Origin of the sequence: Pseudomonas sp. NFR16 (genome assembly GCF_900108875.1) — a bacterium.
Lineage (GTDB): Bacteria > Pseudomonadota > Gammaproteobacteria > Pseudomonadales > Pseudomonadaceae > Aquipseudomonas.
This window is the reverse complement of sequence record NZ_FNYJ01000003.1, coordinates 543865-567770: the sequence shown is the minus strand read 5'-3', so window position 1 is coordinate 567770 and position 23906 is coordinate 543865. Positions and strand designations below refer to the sequence as shown.

Annotated in this window: 12 protein-coding genes; 5 read left to right on the top strand and 7 right to left on the bottom strand. The window is 62.4% G+C overall.

Translation table 11 applies throughout. The features are described 5' to 3' along the window. Positions 1-102: 102 nt before the first annotated feature. The 4 genes from BMZ10_RS15450 to recQ form a co-directional block, all read right to left on the bottom strand. Complete coding sequence (locus BMZ10_RS15450; protein ID WP_093463880.1) at positions 103-399, bottom strand: Rdx family protein; 297 nt, start codon at positions 397-399, stop codon at positions 103-105. 2 nt (positions 400-401) lie between these two features. Next, on the bottom strand, positions 402-2750 hold the full coding sequence (locus BMZ10_RS15445; protein ID WP_143070294.1) for a FimV/HubP family polar landmark protein: 2349 nt from the start codon (positions 2748-2750) through the stop codon (positions 402-404). 148 nt (positions 2751-2898) lie between these two features. Continuing rightward, complete coding sequence (locus BMZ10_RS15440) at positions 2899-3333, bottom strand: MarR family transcriptional regulator (protein WP_093463877.1); 435 nt, start codon at positions 3331-3333, stop codon at positions 2899-2901. A 215-nt stretch (positions 3334-3548) separates the two neighbouring features. Next, positions 3549-5675: a DNA helicase RecQ gene (recQ, locus tag BMZ10_RS15435; protein ID WP_093463873.1), complete on the bottom strand. Its 2127-nt coding sequence runs from the start codon at positions 5673-5675 to the stop codon at positions 3549-3551. A gap of 210 nt (positions 5676-5885) precedes the next feature. Between recQ and BMZ10_RS15430 the strand changes: the two genes are divergently transcribed. Continuing rightward, positions 5886-6473, top strand: coding sequence for a UPF0149 family protein (locus tag BMZ10_RS15430; protein ID WP_093463870.1), 588 nt, complete (start codon positions 5886-5888; stop codon positions 6471-6473). Between the two features lie 10 nt (positions 6474-6483). Then, on the top strand, positions 6484-6897 hold the full coding sequence (locus tag BMZ10_RS15425; protein ID WP_093463864.1) for a YbaN family protein: 414 nt from the start codon (positions 6484-6486) through the stop codon (positions 6895-6897). Positions 6898-7481: 584 nt separating this feature from the next. On the opposite strand, the gene BMZ10_RS15420 is transcribed toward BMZ10_RS15425, so the two are convergent. Next, positions 7482-12443: a retention module-containing protein gene (locus tag BMZ10_RS15420; protein ID WP_093463861.1), complete on the bottom strand. Its 4962-nt coding sequence runs from the start codon at positions 12441-12443 to the stop codon at positions 7482-7484. A 421-nt stretch (positions 12444-12864) separates the two neighbouring features. Here BMZ10_RS15420 and BMZ10_RS15415 point away from each other — a divergent pair, with 421 nt between their 5' ends. From BMZ10_RS15415 to BMZ10_RS15405, 3 genes are read left to right on the top strand one after another with little or no spacing between them, the layout of a single operon-like run. Continuing rightward, the gene (locus BMZ10_RS15415) at positions 12865-14220 is read left to right on the top strand and encodes a TolC family outer membrane protein (protein WP_093463858.1); all 1356 of its coding nucleotides are present in this window, start codon (positions 12865-12867) and stop codon (positions 14218-14220) included. Positions 14221-14244: 24 nt separating this feature from the next. Beyond that, entirely contained in the window at positions 14245-16419 is a 2175-nt protein-coding gene (locus BMZ10_RS15410; protein WP_371265975.1) for a type I secretion system permease/ATPase, read from the top strand. Between the two features lie 12 nt (positions 16420-16431). Then, positions 16432-17775, top strand: coding sequence for an HlyD family type I secretion periplasmic adaptor subunit (locus BMZ10_RS15405; protein ID WP_093463855.1), 1344 nt, complete (start codon positions 16432-16434; stop codon positions 17773-17775). 139 nt (positions 17776-17914) lie between these two features. Here BMZ10_RS15405 and pap read toward each other — a convergent pair whose 3' ends face one another. Both pap and BMZ10_RS15395 read right to left on the bottom strand, forming a co-directional pair. Next, positions 17915-19417 (bottom strand): polyphosphate:AMP phosphotransferase, encoded by a 1503-nt coding sequence (gene pap, locus BMZ10_RS15400; RefSeq protein WP_093463852.1) that lies wholly within the window; start codon positions 19415-19417, stop codon positions 17915-17917. A 157-nt stretch (positions 19418-19574) separates the two neighbouring features. Continuing rightward, entirely contained in the window at positions 19575-23885 is a 4311-nt protein-coding gene (locus BMZ10_RS15395) for a dermonecrotic toxin domain-containing protein (protein ID WP_177182132.1), read from the bottom strand. Between the last annotated feature and the right edge of the window lie 21 nt (positions 23886-23906).

The following is a 23906-nucleotide window of genomic DNA, read 5'->3' as shown; positions in this document are numbered from 1 at the left end:
AACGGTCTACGGCTGACAAGTGCGGGGAGGGCAACCGAGCATAGGCGTGTTACGCCAGCGGGGTCCAATCGCTACTGGCAACCACGTCATCGACGCGCTCGATCAACTGTCCTGATCGGCGCTGCGATCGTTGTGCCCCAGATCGCGGTCGGGGTCGATCTGGTCACGCACACGCTGTTTCAGGACTTTGGCTTCGGGAAACCCGCCATCGGCCTTGCGCTCCCAGATCTGCACGTCGTTGCAGGTAATGCGGAACACGCCGCCGGTGCCGGGGATCAACGAGACTTTGCCCAGATCGTCAGAGAATGTACTCAGTAACTCCTGCGCCAGCCACGCCGCACGCAGCAGCCACTGGCACTGCGTGCAATAGATGATGGCGATTTCCGGTTTCGTCGACATGGTCAATTGAGTCCTGCGAGCAGATCGCGGGCGGTTTGCTGTGGGCCGTCGTCGGACTCGTCGATCACCTCCTGCAGCAGCCGACGCGCCTCTTCGACGTTGCCTTCATCGATCAGCACCTGGGCTTCGTTGATTTTGCTCAGCGGTGCTTCGTCCAGATCCAGCAGATCGAAGCCGCCTTCGTCGTCCATGAAGCTGTCAAGGAAGGCATCGTCGATCAGGTCACTGTTGCTCTGCACCACCACCGGCTCAGCCTCGAACTCGACATCCATCTGTGCAGGCGCTTCTTCTTCGGCAAAATCACTGAGGAACTGCTCTTCGGGCATCTCGAAGACTTCCGGCAACTCGGTCAGGTTAGAGGCGAATGACGGATCCAGCTCAGGCTCGGCCTCCGGCGCCGGTTTGCGCGGGGCCGGGGTGTTTTCGAAGGGATCGACCAGATCCCAGTCGGCGTCCATCGACAGATCATCCAGATTGAGCTGGAAATCGTCGGCGGCGGGCTGAGGATTCAGCGCTGCTGCTGCATTCTCGTCGAGCTGCGCCTGCGCTTCCGGAGCGGCGGCTACCGCGGCACCGGCGACCACTGTGGCAGCGACCGGCGTGGTCATGGCGGGCGACGCGGTTTCGGCAGGAGGCACGGCGACCGGCGCTGTTTCGACCTGTAACTTTGGATAGCGGCTGCGGATCTCCTGGAGTTTCTGCGCTTCAATGCCCTGACTCAGCAGGATCTGCTCTTCGCGGTCGAAACCTTCGAGATCACCCTGCTCACCCAGCAATTCAAGTACGCGTAAACGCACATCGGTGCGCTGGGGCTGCTTGTCCAGCGCATCGCGCAGGATTGCCAGGGCTTCGGCGAACCGGCCATAGGCGATATAAATGCTCGCGCCATCCAGCGCGTCGGTGGCGGCCCCTGCCAGACGCTGCCCGGCAGGCGCCGAAGTGGCCGGACGCGGCGCTGTCACCGCAGGCACTTCGAACACCGGCGTGACGGTGGCCTGGGCAGGCTTGATGATCGGCTCGACCGTCTCGGGCTGCAGGGCCATTTGATCTTTGAGCTTGTTGCGACGGACCGACCAGGCCAACGCCAGCAACAGCAGAATGACTAGCAGACCGGCCAGCAACGTGGTCCACGGCAGACCTTCGTCTTCAACCGGCTGAACGGGCGCCGGCGCAACAACGACGGGTGCAGGCGCAGGTGTCGGCGCCGCGGCAGGGGTCGGGGTCGGGGTCGGGGTCGGCGCGGCCGTGACCAGGCCCGGTTCCGGCGCGGGGGCGGCATCCGCAGGCGCACCCGAGGCCGGCGTCACCGGTGCGGGAGCGGGCCGTGAAGCCAATGCCTTGAGTTCGGCCAGCTGTGTTTGCAGTTCGATGATCTGCTTGTCCTTGTCGGCCTCCTCGACGGACGCCTCCTGAACCTGCTGCTTGAGATCTTCCAGCGATGTGCTGAGCTGCTGATTTTCCAGCGCAGTGGCCGTCAGTTGCTCGCTGGCACCCGGTCGAGCGCCTGCCGCTCCCGAGCCGGATGCAGTCGGGGCGGGCGCGACGTTCGTTGCGTTCTGCCCACCGGCCGGCGCGCTGTTGGCGGCTTTGGGCTCGGCGGCACTGTCCGGCAACAGCAGGCTCTGGCCGACCTTCAGCTGACTGCGTTCGCCATTGGGAAAGGCCTGCGGGTTCAGGGACAGAATGCCGCTGATCAACTCGCTAGAGGAGACTTTGCTGCCGGGGGCCTGCATCTGCCGGGCAATGCCCGCCAGCGTGTCGCCGGACACCACGGTATAACGTTTGCCCTGCCGGGCCTGCGGTGGCGCGACCGGCAGGCGCGAGTCGCTGTCCTTCGCCCCGGAGGCGGGCGATTGGGTACGGCTGCGCGTCGCGGCGAGCCCGGAAGCCGAGGTCGGCGGGTCGAGGAGAACGGTGTATTCGTGCAGTTGATCGCCGTTCGGGCGCACCAGTCGCACGACGAAATCCAGGTAAGGCTCGGTGACCGCCTTGCGCGATTCGACATGGATCACGCTGCGGCTGCCACGCACCACGGGCGTAAAACGCAGATCGTTAAGGAAGAACACCCGCTCGACGCCCGCTTTGGCGAACGCCTCGGGCGAGGCCAGGCTGACCACGATTTCGTCCGGCGTCAGACCGCCCGCTTCGATGAGTTCGATGTCGGCATTGAAAGGCTGCCCCAGCGCCGAATGCAGCGTGATCTCGCCCAGACCCAATGCCGCGGCCATTGAACTGTGGAGCAGCGAAGCCGAGGCGATCGCCAGTGTCAGCAACCCCGAGCGAAGACCCGACTGAACGCGATCTGGTGCAAAAGCCCCGCGCCGACTACCGGCCTGAAAACTCTTCAGCATGCGAACCCTTATAGAGAACAAGGCAGGCTTCCCTGCACTTTCGTTTTACGCGCACGGACAGCGCGTCCGGCAGAATCAGTATGGGTGCAAATAGAACAGGATGTTTCGACAGGTTCAACGTATTTGTCGCGGGCGCCCGGCCCCGGCGTCAGGATTTTTCCAGATTGGCCAGAATTTTCGAGTGAACGCGCATGCACACGCGCAAATCCTCTTCATCGATGCCGACGAACAGCTCATGGCGCAGGGCGGTGGCGATGGTTTCGATCTTCTCGATCAGCGGCCGCGCGGTATCACTGAGCACGATCTTTTTCGCACGCCGGTCTTCTACCACCGCCTGACGACGAACCAGTCCCTGGTTCTCCAGACTGTCGAGCAGTCGCGCCAGGGTCGGCCCTTCCACGCCTACGCTCTGGGCCAGTTCGCGCTGGGTCGGCGGCTCTTTGAACCGCGCCAGATGCAGCAGCACCAGCCAGCGCGCCTGAGACAATCCCAGGTCGGCCAGGCGACGATCAAGCTCGGCGCGCCAGCCGCGGGAAAGATTGGCCAGTTGCATGCCAAAGCGGTGTTCTTCGGTTAACGGCATAGGTAACTCAATGGTTAAAGGCGATTCCTAATTAATAGGCAGCTAACCATGGACCCTCTATCGAGGCAAGCGTCTGGATGTGGTCTTTCGTCGCACAACACTGTGCAGTCCGGTAAGCGGCAGGTTTGGCGTGGGAAGGGGCAGCGCCGTGCGTCAACGGTCGCAGGCTGCAGGTTGCAGCGTCTACAGGATTCACGCCTGTTCGGACGCTGGCGTCAAACTTCGAATTCGGACTGCAACGCCGCACGCACGCAATACAGCACGCCTTCCGGGACGCGGCCGGTGAACAATTCGGCGATCGCCGCCACCGGCGGCAGCTCGCCCTCTCCGTCGAGGAAGGCGTCCTGGATTTCGCTGAGCAGGTCTTCCGGCAGATCCAGCGCCTGATCGAGCGATAACTGCTGCTTGCCGATGGCTTCGGCAAGCATCGTGTAGACGTTTTTCTCCGAACATTGCAATTGCCCGGCGATCTGCATCGGGGTCATGCCGGCTCGCGCCAGGCTGATCAGTTCGTGACGCAGGTCGGTGACGACCCGCGGCGCCGGAGCCGCGCCGCCGAGCACTTCCAGGAACGCCTCGCCGTAACGCTCCAGCTTGCGCGCACCGACACCGCTGACCCGGCCCATTTCAGCCATGGTGCCTGGCTGGCTGCGCAGCATCTCCAGCAACGTGGAATCGGGGAAAATGACGTAAGGCGGCACGCCATGTTCTTCCGCCAGCTTGCGCCGCAGGGTGCGCAAGGCTTCCCACTGTTCGCGTTCCTCGCCACGCACCAACTGACTGGCCGGGCTGCCGGAGGCTTTCGGGGTCGTCTGCGGCTTGAGGTCGCGACGCAGCTGCAGCGTCACTTCGCCGCGCAGCAGCGGTCTGCACGTGTCGCTCAGGCGCAGGCCGCCGTAGCCTTCCAGATCGATGTCAGCCAGACCGCGCGCCACGAGTTGTCGGAACAACGAGCGCCATTCGCCTTCGCTGCGGCTCTTGCCGACACCGAACACCGAAAGATGCTGATGCCCGAAACCCTGGACCTTGTCGTTTTCCTTGCCCAGCAGCACGTCGACCAGATGGCCGACGCCATAGCGCTGACCGGTTCGATAGATTGCAGAGAGCGCCTGACGCGCAGGTTCGGTAGCGTCCCAGGTCTGCACGCCGTCGACACAGTTGTCGCAATGCCCACACGGGTTTGGCATGTCTTCGTCGAAGTAGGCCAGCAATGCCTGACGCCGGCAGCGGGTTTCTTCGCACAAGGCGAGCATTGCATCGAGCTTGTGATGCTCGACGCGCTTGTGCCGTTCATCGCCTTCGGAGTTCTGCAGCATCTGCTTGAGCATCAGCACATCTTGCAGGCCGTACGCCATCCAGGCATCGGCAGGCAGACCGTCACGCCCTGCCCGACCGGTTTCCTGATAGTAGGCTTCCAGCGACTTGGGCAAATCCATGTGCGCGACGAAACGCACGTTGGGCTTGTCGATGCCCATGCCGAAGGCGATGGTCGCGACCATGATCAGGCCTTCCTCATTAAGGAAGCGGCGCTGGTTCTCCGAGCGCGTTTCGATCGGCAGCCCGGCGTGATACGGCAGCGCCGGATAGCCGTTGTCGCTGAGGAACGCAGCAGTTTCCTCGACTTTCTTGCGCGACAGGCAATAAACGATGCCGGCATCGCTGCGCCGCTCGGAAAGGAACGCCAGCAATTGCTTGCGCGGCTGCTCCTTGGGCACGATGCGGTAGAAAATGTTCGGCCGGTCGAAGCTGGACAGAAAACGCTCGGCATTCTGCAGGTGCAGGCGATTGACGATTTCTTCCCGGGTGCGCTTGTCGGCGGTCGCCGTCAGGGCGATGCGCGGCACGTCGGGAAACAGCTCGGCCAGTTGGCCCAGCTGCAGGTATTCGGGCCGGAAGTCGTGGCCCCATTGCGACACACAATGGGCTTCGTCGATGGCGAACAGGGCGATCTTGAGGTTTCGCAGAAAGGCCAGCATGCGCGGCTGAACCAGGCGTTCCGGCGCCAGGTAGAGCATTTTCACTTCGCCCAGACGGATTCGGTTGGCAAGGTCGCGTTGTTGCTCGGGGGTGAGCGTGGAATTCAGCGCGGCCGCCGAAACACCGAGTTCTTCAAGCGTCGCCACCTGATCGTCCATCAGTGCAATCAGGGGCGACACGACCACGGCCAGACCGTCGCGCAACAGGCCCGGCACCTGAAAACAAAGGGATTTGCCGCCGCCCGTAGGCATCAGCACCAGCGCATCACCGCCATTGGCCACGCGCTCGATAATGGCACCCTGGCGACCACGGAAGCTGTCGTAGCCGAAGATGTCTTTAAGTACGCGTTGAGCCTGGTCGAGCATAGATACCCCGGATGGTGCCACTGCAGCGGGTGAAGATCGCTGAGCAAATCGCAAAGCGCGGCAGTATACCGGAGCGCTCCGGGCGATAGGACAACGCGTACGCCAACGGTCGATTTTTTGCGCAATACCGATTCCATGGCCCTCGCCGCTGGCGTCCTCGGCCCTCAGGGCCTAGAATTCAGCATCGTTTATTTCCAAGGTAGTCCGTCAATGTCCTTCGCTGAGCAATTACACCGCCTGCAAGCCTTCCTCGACGCCGATGAGCTGCATGACGAAGCGCTGGACTATGTAGCCGCCCATGGCTACCTGACCGCGCTGTCGATCTGTGCCGAAACCGTTCCGGACCGCGAATGGATCGACGCACTGTTCGCCGAACCGCCGCACTATGAGGATCAGGCTCAGCATGACGAGATCGAGTCCACGCTCATCAAGCTCAAAGAGCATATCGCCCGTCAGCTGGCGTCGGACGAAGAGTTCGAGCTGCCTTGCGATCTGGATCTGGGCGACGACCCGGATGATTCGGAACTGCGCGGCTGGTGCATCGGCTTCATGGAGGGCGTGTTCCTGCGTGAAGCGGCCTGGTTCGAAAACGACGAGGAAGAAGTCAGCGAGATGCTGCTGCCGATCATGGTCGGTTCGGGTCTGTTCGATGAGCAGCCTGAGTTTGCGGACATCGCTGCTGACGCCAACCTGATGGATGACATGATCGTGCAGATCCCGGAGGCGCTGACCGCGCTGTATCTGCTGCTGCACGCACCGGACGAAAAGCCCGCCATCCTCAAGCCCCGCCACCACTGAGTCTGCGCCTATGGCGCAGGGCAGTTCCGGTGATTCAACACCCCGCACGAGTCGTTCCAGGCTCGTGCGTTTTCTCTTGCAAGGCATTGGCTGGCTGAGCGTGGCGCTGGGCGTCGTCGGGATCTTTCTGCCGGTGTTGCCGACCACGCCGTTTCTTCTACTGGCCGCCGCCTGCTTCGCCCGCAGCTCCCCGCGCTTTTATCACTGGCTGGTCGATCACCCTCGTCTCGGTCCGTGGATTCGCGATTATCTGCAAGGCAACGGCATTCCCCTTAAGGGCAAGGTTTACGCCATCGGGCTGATGTGGCTCAGCATCGGGTTTTCCTGCTGGCTGGTGCCATTGGTGTGGGCGCGGGGCTTCATGCTGATCAGCGCGGCGCTGGTGACGGTGTATATCGTGCGGCAGAAGACGTTGCACCGCTGACTCTCCACCGGACACTCCGGCCTCTTCGTGAGCAAGCTCACTCCCACAAATAGGTAGCGGGCATTCCCGGGTTCTCCCGCCAGACACAAAACCCATAGGAGCGAGCTTGCTCGCGAAGGCTGATTGCCAGCCGCTGCATCTCTATGGGATGTACCGCCAATTCGCGAGCAAGCTCACGCCTACACGGATCTGCGGGCATTCCCGAATTTTCCGGCCAGACACACAACCCGTGGGAGCGAGCTTGCTCGCGAAGACTGATTGCCAGCCGCTGCATCTCTATCGGATGTACCGCCAATTCGCGAGCAAGCTCACGCCTACACGGATCTGCGGGCATTCCCGAATTTTCCGGCCAGACACACATCCCGTAGGAGCGCGCTTGCCCGCGAAGGCTGCGTTCCAGCCGCTGCATCTCCACCAGCCACAGCGGCCTCTTCGTGAGTCAGCTCGCGGTTTTCCGGGTATTCGACTGCCCCCCATCGAGACCGAGGCCTGACGGGCAGCGTCGCGTTTATCCCATTCGCCAGCGGCAACACCAAGAAGCCAGACATTTGGTGCGGTGTTTCAGGCACACCGCAAGCCTTCCCTCACACCGTATCGACCTTCAACGAATGGTCCCCAAGCATTCCGTTGATGATGGCTGCGGCATCCGGGCCGCCGGCCACCACGCCGCCAGCACCGGGGCTGACGCCGTAGTGCTGGGCCAGATCCACGCCGGCAAGGTCGATGGTCTGCGTGATCGCGCCCCCGGCGACGCTGCTTATATCGATGGTTGAAACCAGAGATGTCCCGCTGCCGCTGACGCTGAAATGCAGGAAGTTTTCCAGCGAGTTCGCGTCCCCGTGCTCGCCCTGGAGCAGTTGAGACAGGTCCAGCTTGTCGAGGCCGAAATTGAAGTCGGTCACGGTGTCGTGCCCGGTGTTCCCCGCCTGCCACTGGAAGGTATCGTGCCCCGTGCCACCGGTCAGGGTGTTGTTGCCCGGTCCGCCGATCAGGATGTCATCGCCCGCCCCGCCGTTGAGCACGTCGTTGCCCAGGCCGCCGTTGAGTATATTGTTGCCCTGATCGCCTGTGAGGTGATCGTTGAAGTTCGAACCGATCAGGTTATCGATATTCACCAGCGTGTCGACGCCCGCCCCACCCGTGTGCTGCGGTCCGAGTTCGGCGGTACTGACCGTGACGCCCGCAGTGGCCAGCGAGTAGTTCGCGGTGTTGTGGCCCGCGCCGCCGTCGAGCAGATCGTTGCCCGATCCGCTGAACAGCATGTCATTGCCGTTATCGCCGAACAGCTCGTTGTTGCCTGGTCCGGCGATCAGCACGTCGTTGCCGTCGCCACCGTGCAGATGACTGTCCGCGGCGCCCACCAGCACATCGTCGCCTGTCGTCCCAAGCACGACCTGCCCGTCCTGATGGGTAATGTTCACCGCCGCGGTGCTGCTGCCGCCGTGGGGATCGGTGACGGTATAGCTGCTGTGGACATCGGGCGTGTTATTGACCGCCGCGTAGTCGATCGTCAGGTTCAGGTTGTAGTGTTCCTTCACACCCGGATCGGCCTGATTCACCACGACCAGCCGGTACACGCCATCTTCAGTGGCAGTGAAGCTGCCGCCGTCGGCAATGCCATGGTAGGCGCCTTCCTCGAACTTCCAGGCCATGCCCAGCACGTCGTTGGTCAGGGAGTGGTCGACGGTGACCGTCTCCCCGGCCTTCAGATGGACGCTGTACAGGTCCTGTGCATTGGCGGGCGACCCATTGACCGCGCCCAGATAGCCGCTGATCACCAGCAGAGCCGTCGTCGCCGAATTGTTGAAAAAATCACTGCGCTCCAGATTCTTCAGTTGATTGACCGCTTTGTTCTGGCTGCTGGCGAACGGAAGGGTCTTGAGCGACGTCGCGCTGAAATCACCGCCCTTGGCGGTCCAGCCGGTGTCGAAACGGGTCGGCGTCGCGGTCAGCGAGCCGCCGTTGCCTGCTGCGTCATTGGCCGCCAGCGCCTGCCCAGGAATGAAAACGGTCGCGCCGTTCTGGTTGGTGATGACGTTGTCGGCCACGGCCATGGGCGCTTCGTACACCGGCGACGGCACGACATGGATATTCAGGTTGGCTGACGCCAGATCACCGTCGTAGTCACTGAGCACGTAATGGATGTTCTCGGTCTGCGGCTGCTGCACGCCAGCAGCCGGGGTGTAGGTGTAAGCGCCGGTGTTCATGTTCATCACCAGGGTGCCGCCCTGCTCGGTGGTGATGGTCAGGTTGTTGCTCAGTGGATCGAGCGTGCCGTGATTCTCGCCGCCTGTGGTGGTGACTCTTCCGTGATGGCTGAACGCTGTCGGATCGAACTGGTAAGTGGTGCCGTCCACGCTGATCGATTTGACGTAACCCTGATCCGCGCCGAAGGTGCCCCCTTCCAGCAGACTGCCGTGCACCCCACCCTGCACCGTGCCGCTGAGCACGACATTGAGCTGGCCCAGATCGGTCACGATCACGGCGTTGCTGTCAGTGGCCGTCGCGCCATTGTGCGCGACCGGGTCCAGATAGGTGCTGCTGACTTGCGTGCCGACGCCGATGGCGTAAGCGTTGATGTGATGGCTGTCGAGGAACTGTGTCCAGGCCGCCTCTTCACCGGGGCTGATGCCATCGCCACGGTCAGGGTCTGGCACGCTGCCCGGATCGGAGTGCTGCGGTGACGTGGTGGGGTTTCCGTCCGAGAAGAAATACGCCACATTCTGCGCGCCGCTGATGGCGCCTTTTTGGCTGAACGCCTGTTCGGCTGCCGCCAGCGCCGCGTCGTAGTTGGTGCCGTTCCCCGCCGTCAGGCCGTTGACCATGGCTTTGGCCGTCGCCACATCGACCCATTCGTTGCTGCCGACGTGCGCCTGGCTGTTGAAGGTCACCAGTTGCACGCGTACGTCGCCCAATGCTTCGTATTTGTTCAGCAATTCGACGATCGCCTGTTTCTCAAGCCCCAGCCTGGACAGGCCATTGACGCCCGACGCTTCGTTCATGCTCGCCGAAGTGTCGACGATCAGCATCAGGTTAGTGCCGGTCGATTCGCTGGTGACGGTGCGATCGATGCACGCGGCCTTGGGCTGGTCGTCGACGATGTTGACGACGATCTGCGCCGACGACGAATGCCCGAGCGAATCAGTGACGGTGTAGGTGAACGAGTCGTGGATGACATTGGGCCCGTCGTTGGCGCCCGGCGTGGTTTGCGCCGGGGATGTGAGCGTGTAGGTGTAGCTGCCGTCGGCATTGAGGTGCAGCACGCCGAACGCGCCCTGGGCGGTGCCGTTATGCGCGCCTGGCAGGCTGAAGGTCAGCGCCCCGGTGCCGCCCTGCACTGAGTCGGCGACCGTGCCGGTGCCGGTTTCGGCCTTTGAGCCCGGGTGACTGCCGTTGACCTTGCCGGGCGCCAGATCCAGTCCGTCCTTGTAGGTATCCAGCGCGCTTTCATGAACGGTCACGTCGTGGTCGTTGCACGCCACCGGCGGACAGGGCGGCGCCACATTGACCGTCACCGTCGTGGTGCTGGTGTCGCCGTCGGCGTCGCGAATCGTGTAGGTGAACACGTCCTGCTCGCCATGAGGACCTACCAGCGCGGGGTTGCTGTGATACGTCGCATTACCCTGATTGTCGACGATCAGCGTGCCGTACAGGCCAGTGATCACGGTATTCAGGCCGCCGGACACTGGCGTTGACGTATGGTCACCGGCACGCACGCCGATGATCAGGCCGTTGGGGCCAGCACCGTCGGCACCTGCCGAGTCATTGAGCAACAGGTTGCCGCTGACCTCCCCACCCGCCGCGACATTGCCAATGTCGCAATGGGCCTGCGGCGTGTCGTCGACAATCCTGACCACCACGTTGCTGCTGGCGACGTCGCCATCGGAGTCCACCGCGTGCACGGGAATCCGGTCATTGACCGACACCCCGTTACCCCTGCTGTGATCTTCCGGGGTGTTGAGCGTATAGGTGTAATTCACCACGCCCGTGACCGGGTTGTAACCGAGGATGGTCAGCGTGCTGCCGGACGGCAACTGCGCCGTGTGCGGCGAGGTGATCGCCACGCCGTTCTCGATTACGTTGATGCCGCCCACCGTCAGCGTCTGCAGGCCGTCGGGTGCGGTGATCTTGATCGTGCCGCTTTGGGTGAGTGCGGCGGCATCCGGATGAGAGCCGCCTGGCAGGTGCGATTCATTGACCGTGCAATCGCCCGGCGCAATGATCACGCCGCTGTCAGGCACCACATTGACGGTGATCGTCGTGGTGCTGGTGTCGCCATCGGCGTCACGGATCGAGTAAGTGAACACATCCTGCGCACCTTCCGGCGCAATGACGCCGGGCGTGCTGTGGTAATCGGCGTTGCCGGCAGCGTCGATGATCAGCGTGCCGTAAAGACCATTGATCACTGTGTTCAAGCCGGTCGTGACCGGCGTTGACGTATCGCTGCCGGCGCGCACGCCGACAATCAGCCCGCCCGCGCCCGGACCGTCAGCACCCGCCTGATCGTTGAGCAACACGTTGCCGATGACGTTGCCGCCTTCGAGCACATACCCGACATCGGCGACGGCGTGCGGCACATCGTCGACCACATGGACGATAACGCTGCCGTCAGCCACATCGCCGTCACTGTCCACCGCGTGTACCGGAATCTGCTCATTGTCGATCGTGCCATCACCCTGATTGTGGGATTCCGGCGCGGTGAGCGTGTAGGTGTACGTGACCACGCCCGTGGTTGGGTTGTAATCGAGGATGGTCAGCGTATTGCCTGAAGGCAGCGTGATCGATTGCTGCCCGGACATTGGCACGCCATTGGTGACAACGTCGATGCCGCCAATGGTCAGCGTTTGCAGCCCGTCCGGTGCGTTGACCTGAAACGTCCCGCCCTGGGTCAGCGCGGCGCCATCCGGCGCACTGCCGCCCTCCAGGTTGGCTTCGTTGAGCGTCACCTCGCTCTCACCCAGGGAAATGCCGTTGTCCGTCGGCGGTGGCGGTGGCGTGATGACGGGCGGCTGGCTGGCGTCGGGCGAGCCATCGTCCCGCCCGCCGATTTCGCCTTCCGGCACCAGAAACACTGGATTGAGCCCTTCGGTGGGGAAGCCGATCACCGGATTCACCACGCCACCGGTCTCGGTCAGCATCACATAGGAGTGGCCCCCACCGAGCGCGCTCGGCGAGCCACCGGGATTGGCATTGCCCGCGGCGGGCGCATCGGTGACCTGGCTGGGGTCCGCGCCGGCGGCGATGGCTTGCTGCAATTGCTGCACGTCGGTCAGTTGCGCCTGACTGGGCGCGGCGGCATCCGGGGTATCGATAGGGGTCGCATGGTTGGCGAGGATGTGCGGCGTCAGCGGCATGCTGCTGTCGCGCCCCAGGGTCAGCTCGCCGCCATCGGTGAGGTGCACGGCCACCGCGCCCGCAGGCCCGGTCTGGAGCTGCTCACCGGCGTAGAGCCTGTCCCCCTCGATGACCAGTCGTCGGGTTCCATCACCGGCCACCGCGAAAACGTCGCCCACCACTTTTTGCACCGTACCGATCAACCTGGCCATAGACACTCCCTTGCTGCAAATAACCGATCAGAAAATGTTACGAATCCAACAAAAACTGTTCGAACGGCGTACAGAAAAGGCTTTAAACCATTATCAGACGACAATTTTATGTCGCTGAATCTTTTCAAGTTTTTTGTTCGAAAAACGACTTGATGGGACGCCGTCAAATTTCCGCTGAAACGCGCACAAAACCTTTTAAGCGCCCGTAATGCATTGAATACAGGCGAGTCATGGATTTCACCATCGCCTGAAAATCCAAAAGGACATAAGTTTTTTTTGGAATAACGGATATGAAAAAAACGTCTGAGCTTTTCCGAAAGTTGTTCTTAGCTGTGATGTTACAAACCTGATACGGTTTTAACCGAAGGAATCGCCGGTTTTTTGGCGTAGCAGCACGATAACATTTCACGGAGAAGTATTCATGCGCGATCTGACCCCGCTCTACAGTGCAGTTGTGTTGGCGGTCGCCTGCGCCCAAGCGCAAGCCATGTCCCTCAACCAGGCGATTCAGAACACCATCGACAATCACCCGGAAATTCACGCCAACGTGAACAACCGATTGTCCGCAGACGAGGATGTGAAGTTCGCCAAAGGAGGCTATCTCCCCACGGTTGATCTGATCGCCGCCTACGGACGTGAACACACCGACAGCCCGAATACCCGGGGCTTCAACAATCACAACGAAGAAACCCTGAACTACACCCAGTCGGAACTGCGGCTGCGGCAAATGCTGTTCGACGGCTTCAACACCAAGAACGAGGTCGGCAGGACCCGCGAGGTCGTCAACTCCCGTGCGTATTACCTGCGCGGCACCTCTGAAAGCCTCGCGCTGCGCACTGTCGAGGTCTATCTGGAAGTGCTCAAGCGTCGCGAGATGCTCGATCTGGCGAAGAACAACCTGCAGGCGCACCTGCGCATCAACGACCAGATCGGCTTGCGCACCAATCGGGGCATCGGCAGCAACGCAGACGCCGATCAATCCAAGGCCCGTCGCGCGCTGGCCGAAAACAACTTCTACACCGCGCAAGTCGACCTGGCCGACGCCGAGGCGAACTTCTTCAGTGCGGTCGGCAGGATGCCGGATGAGCTGGAAGCTCCGCCGAGCATCAGGGGCGAGGTGTCTCCCAGCCTGAGCGCCGCGCGGCAAAGCATGCTGATCAACAACCCCTATCTGAAATCGGCGCAGGCCGACGTCAACGCCGCAGAGAAGCAATACGAAGTGGCGAAATCGCCTTTCTACCCACGTTTCGACGGAGAGCTTGCGGTCGGCGCGAACGACAACCTGCAAGGCGAGGTAGGCCACGACAACGAATGGCGCGCTGCCGTGGTGATGAATTACAACCTGTTCAACGGCAATCGCGACAAAGCCCGCCTCAATTCCGACTCCTACAAGACCGGGCAGGCCATGGACATTCGCAACAACGCGCTGCGCATGCTCAACGAGAACCTGGCGCTGGCCTGGAATGCGATGAATAACGCGCGCACCCAGACGCCGATCGCCCGCGAATACGCCGAGACCACCACCCGCGTGCGCGCTGCGTATCAGGATCAGTTCGGCCTCGGCCAACGCACCCTGCTCGACCTGCTGGACAGCGAAAACGAGCTCTACAACGCGGCCCGCCGCTACACCGAACTGCGCTACACCGAAGAATTCGCGATGTACCGGGTGCTGGCCACTGAAGGCGAGCTGTTGCGCAAAGAGCGCGTGGTATTGCCGGCTGAAGCGGTCGCCCTGACGGAAGTCAAAAGCGAAGCACGGCTGCCTGAACTGAAGTAGCGCGCAAGCGCCCGGGAGAAGTCTGTGACGCGCATGGAACCGACACACATCGATCTGGCCCATCCGATCGACCCTCGTTCGAACTACGACGATCCGCTGCTCGACGGCCTGCTGATCCTCTGCAAACTGCACGATTGCAACGCCAGCCGCACCAGCCTCAGTGCTGGCCTGCCTCTGGCGCAGCATCGGCTGGGCGTTGAACTGCTTCCCCGTGCCGCCGCTCGCGCCGGACTGCAGGCGCGCATTCTGCGCCGCGATCTGGACGCCATCGACCGGCTGAACCTGCCCGTTTTATTACTGCTCAAGGGCAACCGATGCGCCGTGCTGCGGCGCTGGGAAGAGGACGGGCGTGCGCTGATCCTGCCCAGCGAAGCCGAAGGTGGCGAGCAGCGGGTCACCCGCGAAGAACTGCAAGCGCTCTACACAGGCCAGGCATTGTTCGCCCGCCCGCGTCACGAACTGGAAAACCTGCGCGCGCCGCTGGTGCCCAGGGTCAACGCCTGGTTTCGTGACACCCTCAGACTGTCGCGCTGGCTTTACAGCGACGCAATTCTCGCCAGCCTGCTGATCAACCTGCTGGGGTTGATGGTGCCGCTGTTCGTCATGCAGACCTACGACCGCGTCGTGCCCAATCAGGCGACGTCGACCCTCTGGGTGCTGGCCGTCGGCCTGCTGATCGGCACGGCGTTCGAACTGACGTTGCGTCTGGTGCGCGCGCGTCTGCTGGATCAGGCCGGGAAGAAAACCGACGTGATTCTGTCCGCCACGTTATTCGAGCGCATTACCGGAATGGCGATGAAAGCGCGCCCTGCCACCGTCGGCGGCTTCGCCCAGAGCATTCATGATTTCCAGGGCCTGCGAGAATTTCTGACCGCCGTCACCCTCACCAGCATCATCGACCTGCCGTTCGCCGTGCTGATGCTGGCGGTGATCGGGCTGTTGGGCGGCTGGCTGGTGGTGATTCCGGTGGTGGCTTTTCCGATCACGATCCTGTTTGCCTGGATCATCCAGATGCGCCTGCGCGACACCGTCGAACGCAGCCTTGCGCTGGGCGCCGAACGTCAGGCCCTGCTGGTGGAAACGCTCGGCGGACTGGAAACCCTCAAAGCCTGCGGCGCCGAAAGCGAACGCCAGCATAAATGGGAGTCGACCCACGGCGCCCTCACCCGCCTCGACAGCCACGCCCGGGACCTCTCGGCGCTGGCCAGCAACGGCACCTTGTTCATCCAGCAATTCTCGGGCATGGCGACCATCGTCGCCGGGGTCTACATCATCATTGCCGGCAACCTCAGCGTCGGTGCGCTGGTGGCCAGCTATATGCTCGGCAGTCGCGTGCTGGCACCGCTGGGCCAGATCGCCGGGCTGATCACGCGCTATCAGCAGGCGCAGATCACCATGAAGAGCACCGATGCGCTGATGGCCCTGCCGCAAGAGCGCGAGCCTGGCCGAACGCCGCTTCAACACACCCGGCTGGAAGGCGCGCTGCAGGTGGTCAACGCCAGTTTCGCCTATGGCGGCCCCGGTACGCCCGCCGCCCTGAGCGAAGTCACGATCAGCGTCAGACCCGGTGAGCGGATCGGCATCATCGGTCGCAGCGGTTCGGGCAAGAGCACCCTTGCCCGATTGATGATGGGTTTCTACACGCCTGATTCCGGCCAGCTGTTGCTCGACGGCCTGGATCTGCGTCAGGTCGACGTCGCGGACCTGCGCCAGCAAGTGGGCTACGTGGCCCATGATCTGCCGCTGCTGGCGGGCAGTCTGCGGGACAACCTGACACTCGGCGCGCGTTACGTCAGCGACGCCAGAATGCTGGAGGTGGCCGAATTGACAGGCGTGACCGACCTTGCGCGCAACCATCCGCAGGGCTTCGACCGCCCTGTTGGCGAGCGCGGACAACTGCTTTCCGGCGGGCAGCGTCAAGCGGTCTTACTGGCCCGCGCGCTGCTGCTCGACCCACCCATCATGCTGCTCGACGAACCCACCAGCCACATGGACAACGGCAGCGAAGACGTCTTGCGCCAGAAGCTGTTCACGCTGATGCAAGGCAAAACCCTGCTGCTGGTCACCCATCGCATGTCGATGCTCAGTCTGGTGGACCGGCTGATCGTGATGGACAACGGCAAAGTTGTCGCCGACGGTCCCAAAGAGCTCGTCGTCGAAGCGTTGCGCAAGGGCCGTACCGGCCCGGCCATGGTTTAAGGAGCGTCGCCCATGTCATCCGCTCACAGCTATTTTCACCCTGATCGCCAGGTCGATAACGAGTTCATGCCTGAGGTCGCAGGCGTCGCGGCGCAGGACTCTCCCCGTGGCGCGCGCGTCACCGTGTGGATCGCCGCCGCGCTGATCATCACCGCGCTGGTGTGGGCCAGGTTTGCAGTGCTGCAAGAGGTCACGATGGGTGAAGGCAAGGCCATTCCGTCGAGCAAGGTGCAGGTGATCCAGAACCTGGAAGGCGGCATCGTCACGGAAATCTTCGTGCGCGAAGGGCAGATCGTGAACAAGGGCGACACCTTGCTGCGCCTGGACGACACGCGTTTTCTCTCGAACAAGGGCGAAAGCGAAGTGGACAAATACACGCTCATGGCGCAGGTTGATCGGCTGTCGGCGGAGGCCGAAGGCAGGCCGTTCAAACCCTCTGCCGAGGTGCTTGGCAAAGCGCCCCAGGTGGCGGCCGATGAACAGGCACTGTATGACTCTCGCCAGCGGCGCCTGGCCAGCGAGCAGCGCACGTTGCAGGAGCAATTGCGCCAGAAGATGCAGGAAGTCGCCGAGTTTCGCTCCAAGCAGGATCAGTATCGCAATCAGCTGGGCTTCATTCAGCAAGAGCTGAGCATGTCGGCGCCACTGGTGAACAGCGGCGCCGTGTCGCCAGTGGAGATCATCCGGCTCAAGGGCAAGGCGTCCGAGGCTCGCGGGCAAATGGATGCCACTTCGCTGGCGATTCCCCGCGCCGAAGCCGCGATCAACGAGATCAGAAGCAAGATTCAGGAATCCACTGATACCTTTCGATCCGACGCCACCAAGGACCTCAACGAAAAGCGTTCGGACCTGGCTAAAGCCAGCGCCACCAGCATCGCCATCGACGACCGCGTCACGCGCACCACCGTGACCTCGCCGGTCAAGGGCATCGTCAAGACCTTGAAAGTCAACACCATCGGCGGCGTGGTTCAGCCCGGCAGCGACATGGTGGAAATCGTGCCGCTTGAGGACAACCTGCTGATCGAAGCCAAAGTCAGGCCGCAGGACGTTGCCTTTCTGCATCCAGGCCAGAAAGCCATGGTCAAGTTCAGCGCCTACGACTACACCATCTACGGCGGACTGCCGGCCAGGCTGGAGCTGATCGGCGCCGACACGACCACCGACGACAAGGGCAACACGTTCTACCTGATCCAGGTACGCACCGACAAAAACCACTTGGGCAGCGATGCGAAACCGTTGCTGATCATCCCCGGCATGGTCGCGACAGTGGACATCATCACCGGCGAGAAAAGCGTAATGGACTACCTTCTCAAACCCGTCCTGAAAGCCCGCACCGAAGCATTACGGGAGCGGTGATCCTGCAGACTCATTGACGCCTTAATCCTCTGCAGGCGCAATTCGAAGTGATGAGGGTTGCGAATGCGGTGTGTCAGCCAGACCGCATTCGCGAGCGTCGTCACCTCCGATTGCTCCTGCAGTAATTGTGTTCCATGAGTCATTTTTTCTTCTTGTCGCTCTTTGCGAACGCGGCCTCCAGCGCCTCGTTGATCGTGCGCAGGACTTTAACCCGGGCCCAGCGTTTGTCGTTGGCTTCGACCAGCGTCCACGGGGCGATTTCGGTGCTGGTGCGGTCGACCATATCGCCGACGGCCTCTCGGTATTGCGGCCACTTCTTGCGGTTGCGCCAGTCGTCTTCGGTAATTTTGTGCCGTTTGAAAGGGATCTTCTCCCGAGCCTGAAAACGCTCAAGCTGCGTCTTGTCGTCAATCGCGAGCCAGAACTTCACGACCACGATGCCCGCATCGGTGAGCTGTTCTTCGAAATCATTGATCTCGCTGTAAGCCCTCAGCCAGTCTGCTTCAGAGCAGAAACCCTCGACCCGCTCCACCAACACCCGGCCATACCAGGAACGGTCGAATACGGTGAACTTGCCGCGCGCCGGAATCTGTCGCCAGAACCGCCACAGATAAGGTTGTGCCAGCTCGTCCTGGCTGGGCGCGGCGATGGGCACGATGTGGTACTGACGAGGATCGAGCGCGCCGGCAACCCGCTTGATCGCCCCGCCCTTGCCGGCGGCATCATTCCCCTCGAACACCGCCACAAGCGCATGACGACGCATGCGCTTGTCCCGCATCAGGCCGGAAAGACGCGCCTGTTCGGTGATCAACTGCTCTTCGTAATCGTCCTTTTCCAGCGCCAGCGACATGTCCAGATTGTCCAGCAGACTGCGCTCGTCGGTGTTGCTCGGCAGCGGGCCGAGGTTGACGAAATTGCTCTGGCCTTCAGGGGTTTTCAACGCGCTTTGCAGGCCTTCCAGCAACAGCCGGCCGACCGTCAGGCTCCGGTAGTTCGGGTCTGCGCCTTCGATCACGTGCCACGGCGCATAATCGCGACTGGTGCGGCGCAGGACGCGCTCGCCGAATCGCACGAACTTGTCGTAGGTTTTCGATTGCTGCCAGTCCAGCGGGCTGATCCGCCAACTGTGCAGCGGATCGTCCTTGAGGGTCTTGAGGCGCTGCTTCATTTGCTGTTTGGAGAGGTGAAACCAAAACTTGAAGATCACGGCGCCTTCGTCGACGAGCATCTTCTCCAGACGCTCCGCGCCGTTGATGGCCTGATCCAGCACCGGGTCGGTGAATTGCTTGTGCACCCGGCCCTGAATCATCTGGCTGTACCAGTTGCCGAAGAACACGCCGATGCGGCCCTTGGGCGGAAGCTGTCGCCAATAGCGCCAGACCGGAGGATGAGCAAGCTCCTCATCGGTCTGCTGGTCGAAGGTGCGCACCTCGATGTAGCGCGGGTCCATCCAGTCGTTGAGCAGTTTGACGGTTTCGCCCTTGCCAGCGCCTTCAATGCCGTTGATCAGCACAATGATCTGGCGTTTGGCTTGTTCGTGAAGTTCGTATTGCGCCTCCAGCAGCGCCTCGCGCAGTGCCGGAACTTCAGCGTCGTAGGTCTCGTCATCGATGGTATGGCCGATTTCAGCGGATTCGAACATGCATGGCTCCCTTCATGATCGCCCAAGACTAGCAGGCGTCTGGTATCAGTGAAGGGTATGACCGCCAATCGCGTTCAGGGGTCAATCGCAACGAAAATCGGGCCGCCGGCGTGCCGGGTGACCGTGTGCTCCGTCACCCGACACACCGCAATGCGTATTACCAGCCGGCGCGGTACAGGTCGGTCAGCTGAATGAGCATGGTGTGCTCATCCGCCTCACGCTGGGCGATCAACGCTTGCCCCTGGCGGTGGTATTCGTCAGGATCTTCAGGGGGATGGTCCTCGAGCGCAGCCATCCGGGTCTGGACCACCGCCGTCGCCAGTTCCATGCCCGGCCCATGCTCGGCACGCAAGCGGGCATTCCATTGACGGTCAGCCACCGCGAATTCAAGAAACGCAGGGCCCTGCTCCGCCTCGAGCACCCGCCGGCGAGCGTCCAGCAACGCGCCCTGATCGACAGCAGCCAGGCGCTCCCAGACCATGCGATGAGGCTGACCGGGCAGCGCCAGTTCGTCGGCCAGACCGATGCGGTACGCCATGCGCACCTCGGCGGAGTCGACGTTCATGCCCAACCCTTGGCGCCGGAGGATTTCGGCGTCGGCAATGGCCTGAACCTCATTGAGCCGGAACAGCTGGCGAATCACCCCAAGCATGACCGACGTGCGCTGAGCCTGCGCCACGCCGCGAAGCGCCTGCTCGCTGTAAACAAGCACTTGAATGTCACTGAAGATCAGACGCGCGCCGTCCTGGCAGGTCTGGTCAGCGCCGAACAGGCGATCGTTGGCGATGACCTCGACCTGCCCGCGCAAGGCCGCATCTGTCGCAACCGATTCCAGCACCGTGAGCACGTCACAGGCAAGCTCGGCGTGGAACAGACGAAAATCCGCAGCCTGACGAAGACGCTGCAGCAGCACCAGCAGATGCGGCGCATCGCCTGCCTGCTCGACCTGCGCCCAGGCGGCGCGCAGTCGATCGTTCAGCGCCGGCTCATCCGGCCTGATCCATAATTCGACCGACGCTGCCGGCGCGCGCGCACCGGAAGTGGAAGGATGCGCATGATCGGTGTCGTCGTCATCGGAGCTCTCGCTGTCGCTGCCCTCGACCATGCCCTCCACCGGAAGCTCGCGGATGTCCTCGGGGAAGTCGTAATCCAGGCGATAGCGATGACCGAAGCCGGTGTCATTACGCCAGTAATTCTCCAGCGACTGATGATCCAGCGGATTGTTGTACGCATAGATCACCAGGTGGCGGTCCGGATCGTGAGGGTTTTCGATCACCTCATCGGGTATCTCTACGATATGGTTGTCGCTGATGTCGAGCTCGTTGAGCCCCAGCGAATGAGCCCACTGCGGCCACTGAGTCAGCCCCGTATTGTTGATCCAGAGCGTCGACAGGCGCAGGCGACCGGTGTCAGTGAACTGAGCCAGCGGGCTGCTGGCCAGGCTCAGCGAATCGAGGTCGGGAATGTCCATCAGCACATCCATTACCGCTTGATCGATGGTCCACGGCATGCGCTCGAGCGACAGGTGCTCCAGCCGTTCCAGTCGAGGCAGGATGTCCGGGATGGCAAGGAAGCTGGCGCGCAGATTCAGGTGCGTCAGGGACGGGAAGTGTTCCAGAAAGGCGTTGGCGCCCTGCAGATCGGCGGTGATGTGATTAAGATCCATGCGCCTGATGTCAGCATAAAAATCGGGGAGCGCTGGCAGTTGCGGCAGGGTGATGTGCTCAAGCGTCAGCGAGCGCGGGCCACGCGGTGCCGCGCTGTGACTGTAGCGCCAGGCACGTTCGATGGCCGTTGCCACGGTGCGTCGCGCCGGGCGCTCGTTTTCATTGATAAGCACGCTCATGTCATCGGCCTCGACCCACGCCAGAAGGCTGCAGTACAGCTGCTGCCAGGCCTCGATCCGCTGCCGGGTGGTCGCCAGCAGATCAGCCAGCGGACGCTGTCGTCTGGCCCTGTCACGCACTTGCGCCGGCAGGTCGGGACTCTCCGGATACAGCTGCGTCATTGCCTGCAACAGTTGCTGCTCCACCTCGCTCGGCGCCTCGCTGAACCCGGCACCACGGCCGCTGAGCGGATAGCCGGTGCGGCCGTCCACCAGCCGCATGGGCATGCGCGATGCACCGTCGGGCAACCATTGTCCCAGCGTCCGGGCGGCCCATGTCGGCTGCTGTTTCAGCCATTTGAACACCCGGCCTTTGAGCACGCGGGCATCGATGTCGGCATCGGCAAGGCCGATTGCCTGTCGGGTTTGCTGAGGCAACGCACGCAGCATCGCGGAGAACAGACTGCCTTCGCGTCCGATGGATTTGCCCTCGCCGTCACACGGATGATAGGCGTTGGTGCCGCGCACCAGGATGCGACGTTCAGGCGACTGCTCCGGGCCGATGCTGTCGAGCAGCGCACCTTTTGCCGTGCCCTCGCGAATCTCCAGTCGCAGGTCATCGGGCCATCCGGCAAACAGCTCGACGCTGCGCAGGGTCAGGCGTTGAAGGTCGCGGCTGGCATGGCTCGGCGTAAGAAAAAAACCTTCCAGCACGCGGCTCATCCGAGTCTGCCGCAGATGACCACGCACCTTGCCCGCAATCTCCAGCGGGATGCGCCCGCTCGATTGCATTACCAGACGCTGCTCGGCGGTGGCGCTGGCCAGCAACTCACGGGCCGACGCCAGCGTCAGCGAAGAAAAATCCCGCCTGAGCAGCGTCACCAGTGGGTCACTGGACCGCTCGCTTTCGCGATAGGCCGCTTCGAAGGCTTCGACGGATCGGGCCGCGTTGTCGCTCAGACGAAAGCGCTTGGCGACGTCGATCAACGCTGCCGGTGGCCTCTGGTTGACAAGCGCATGCCGGACCGCTGCGGCATCGACATCGGCCACCGCCATGATGCGCGTCAGGGTCTTGTCATCGAAATCGGCCAACGAAGGGTGCAGACGGCGAAGCTCGCTGCTGCTGTCCCATAACCGCACCTGACCGGTCGAATCCGTGACCGGCTGCATCCGCGCGATGAATGGAGGCGGCTCGACGTTCGTGGACTTGGGTCCGCTCGCCCACTTGCCGGCCGCGCCCATGGCCGCCAGGAACGCGAGGTTTTCCGCGACCTCGCTCAAGTGTTCCAAGGCCTGGCTCATGTCGCCATGACGCCAGGCATCCACGCCTTCGAAGGTGTCGACCAGCAGCTGCGCCCCAGACATCAGTAACAGGCCTTCTCCCAGCCCGGGCACGAAGAACGCCGCGAGATTCAGCGCATCCATGCCGTATTCGCGCCATTGGGCCAGACGCTTCAGACGGGTATTGGCGTCCTCATCATCGGTCGGCACGGCCAGCACCCGCGCGTCGTCCTTGATGTGCAACATCGATTGCAGGTACAGAAAATCGTCGAGCGTGATGCCCAGAGACACGGTCTGCAGGTCGAGATTGGCGTTGGGGTCGTCTTGGGTCGTAGCCACCCGCTGACGATGAAATCCTTTGCCCCCCGCTACACTGTGCACGCTTTGCGGGGCGAGGCGATCATGAAGCAAGGAGAAAAACGCCCCTTTGCTGCGCTGAGCGAGGAAGCGGTCAAAGTAGCGCTGGTAGCCTTCGCTGCGTAGCTTCGCCCTCAATGCCTGCATGAAGGCGTCGAGCGAGGCGTAGGACCGAACGGGTGCGTCGGGCTCGCCCGGTAGATAGACCACGCAGCGCGCCGCGCCGGGCGCCTGCATCACCAGCGCATCGCGTAACGTGAAGCCCAACAACTGCAAGGTGAACAGTTGCCCGGAAGACGCCTGCCCCTCCAACGCAAGCAGTGCCTGATACTCCGCCTCGTCGATCAGATCTTTCATGCGTGCGATGTGGGATTCAACCCTCAGTGCCAGGCGATCCTTCTCAATCAGCAGTTGCTTGATTTCTTCGCTGCCGACACTGCCAGGCACATCCGCGCGCGCCACCGGATGCAGCACGTGGCGAAGGTGGCGCTGATACTGGCCGCCCACATCCACCTTTCGACAGAGCTCGATGAAACGCTCGGGGCTGACGTTCTGCCTGTTAAGGGGATCGCTTCGTGCCTGCAAGTGGTCCCTGCCCGACAGGTTGCGGTAAATCAGCGAGGTATTTTCCTGCACCACCTGTGCCTGCTCGCTGACCTCGAAGTTCTGCAGCGCGGCCTGCAACAGCGACTGGGTGGTCGAGCTTTTCGGTGATGCGCGCCCGGTCAGCCAGTCGCGCTCGAAACTGACGTGGTAGAAATGATCGGCGTCGACATCCAGGCCCGGCCCAAACGCGTCTTGCAGCGCCTGGGCCAGTAACGGACGGGCGAATGCGGGCAGGTCGATGATGCGATCGAGCACCTGCCCTGCCGCCAGCGTGGCGCGACGGCTGGCGCCCATGTCTGCCGTCAGGGCGTTGCGCATCTGCGGCGACGCGTTGATGAACCAGGCGGGCAAGGTGTTGTTGATGATGGTCGAGACTTGAGGTAACGCGGTACTGCTCATGGTGACGTCCTTGTGAATGAC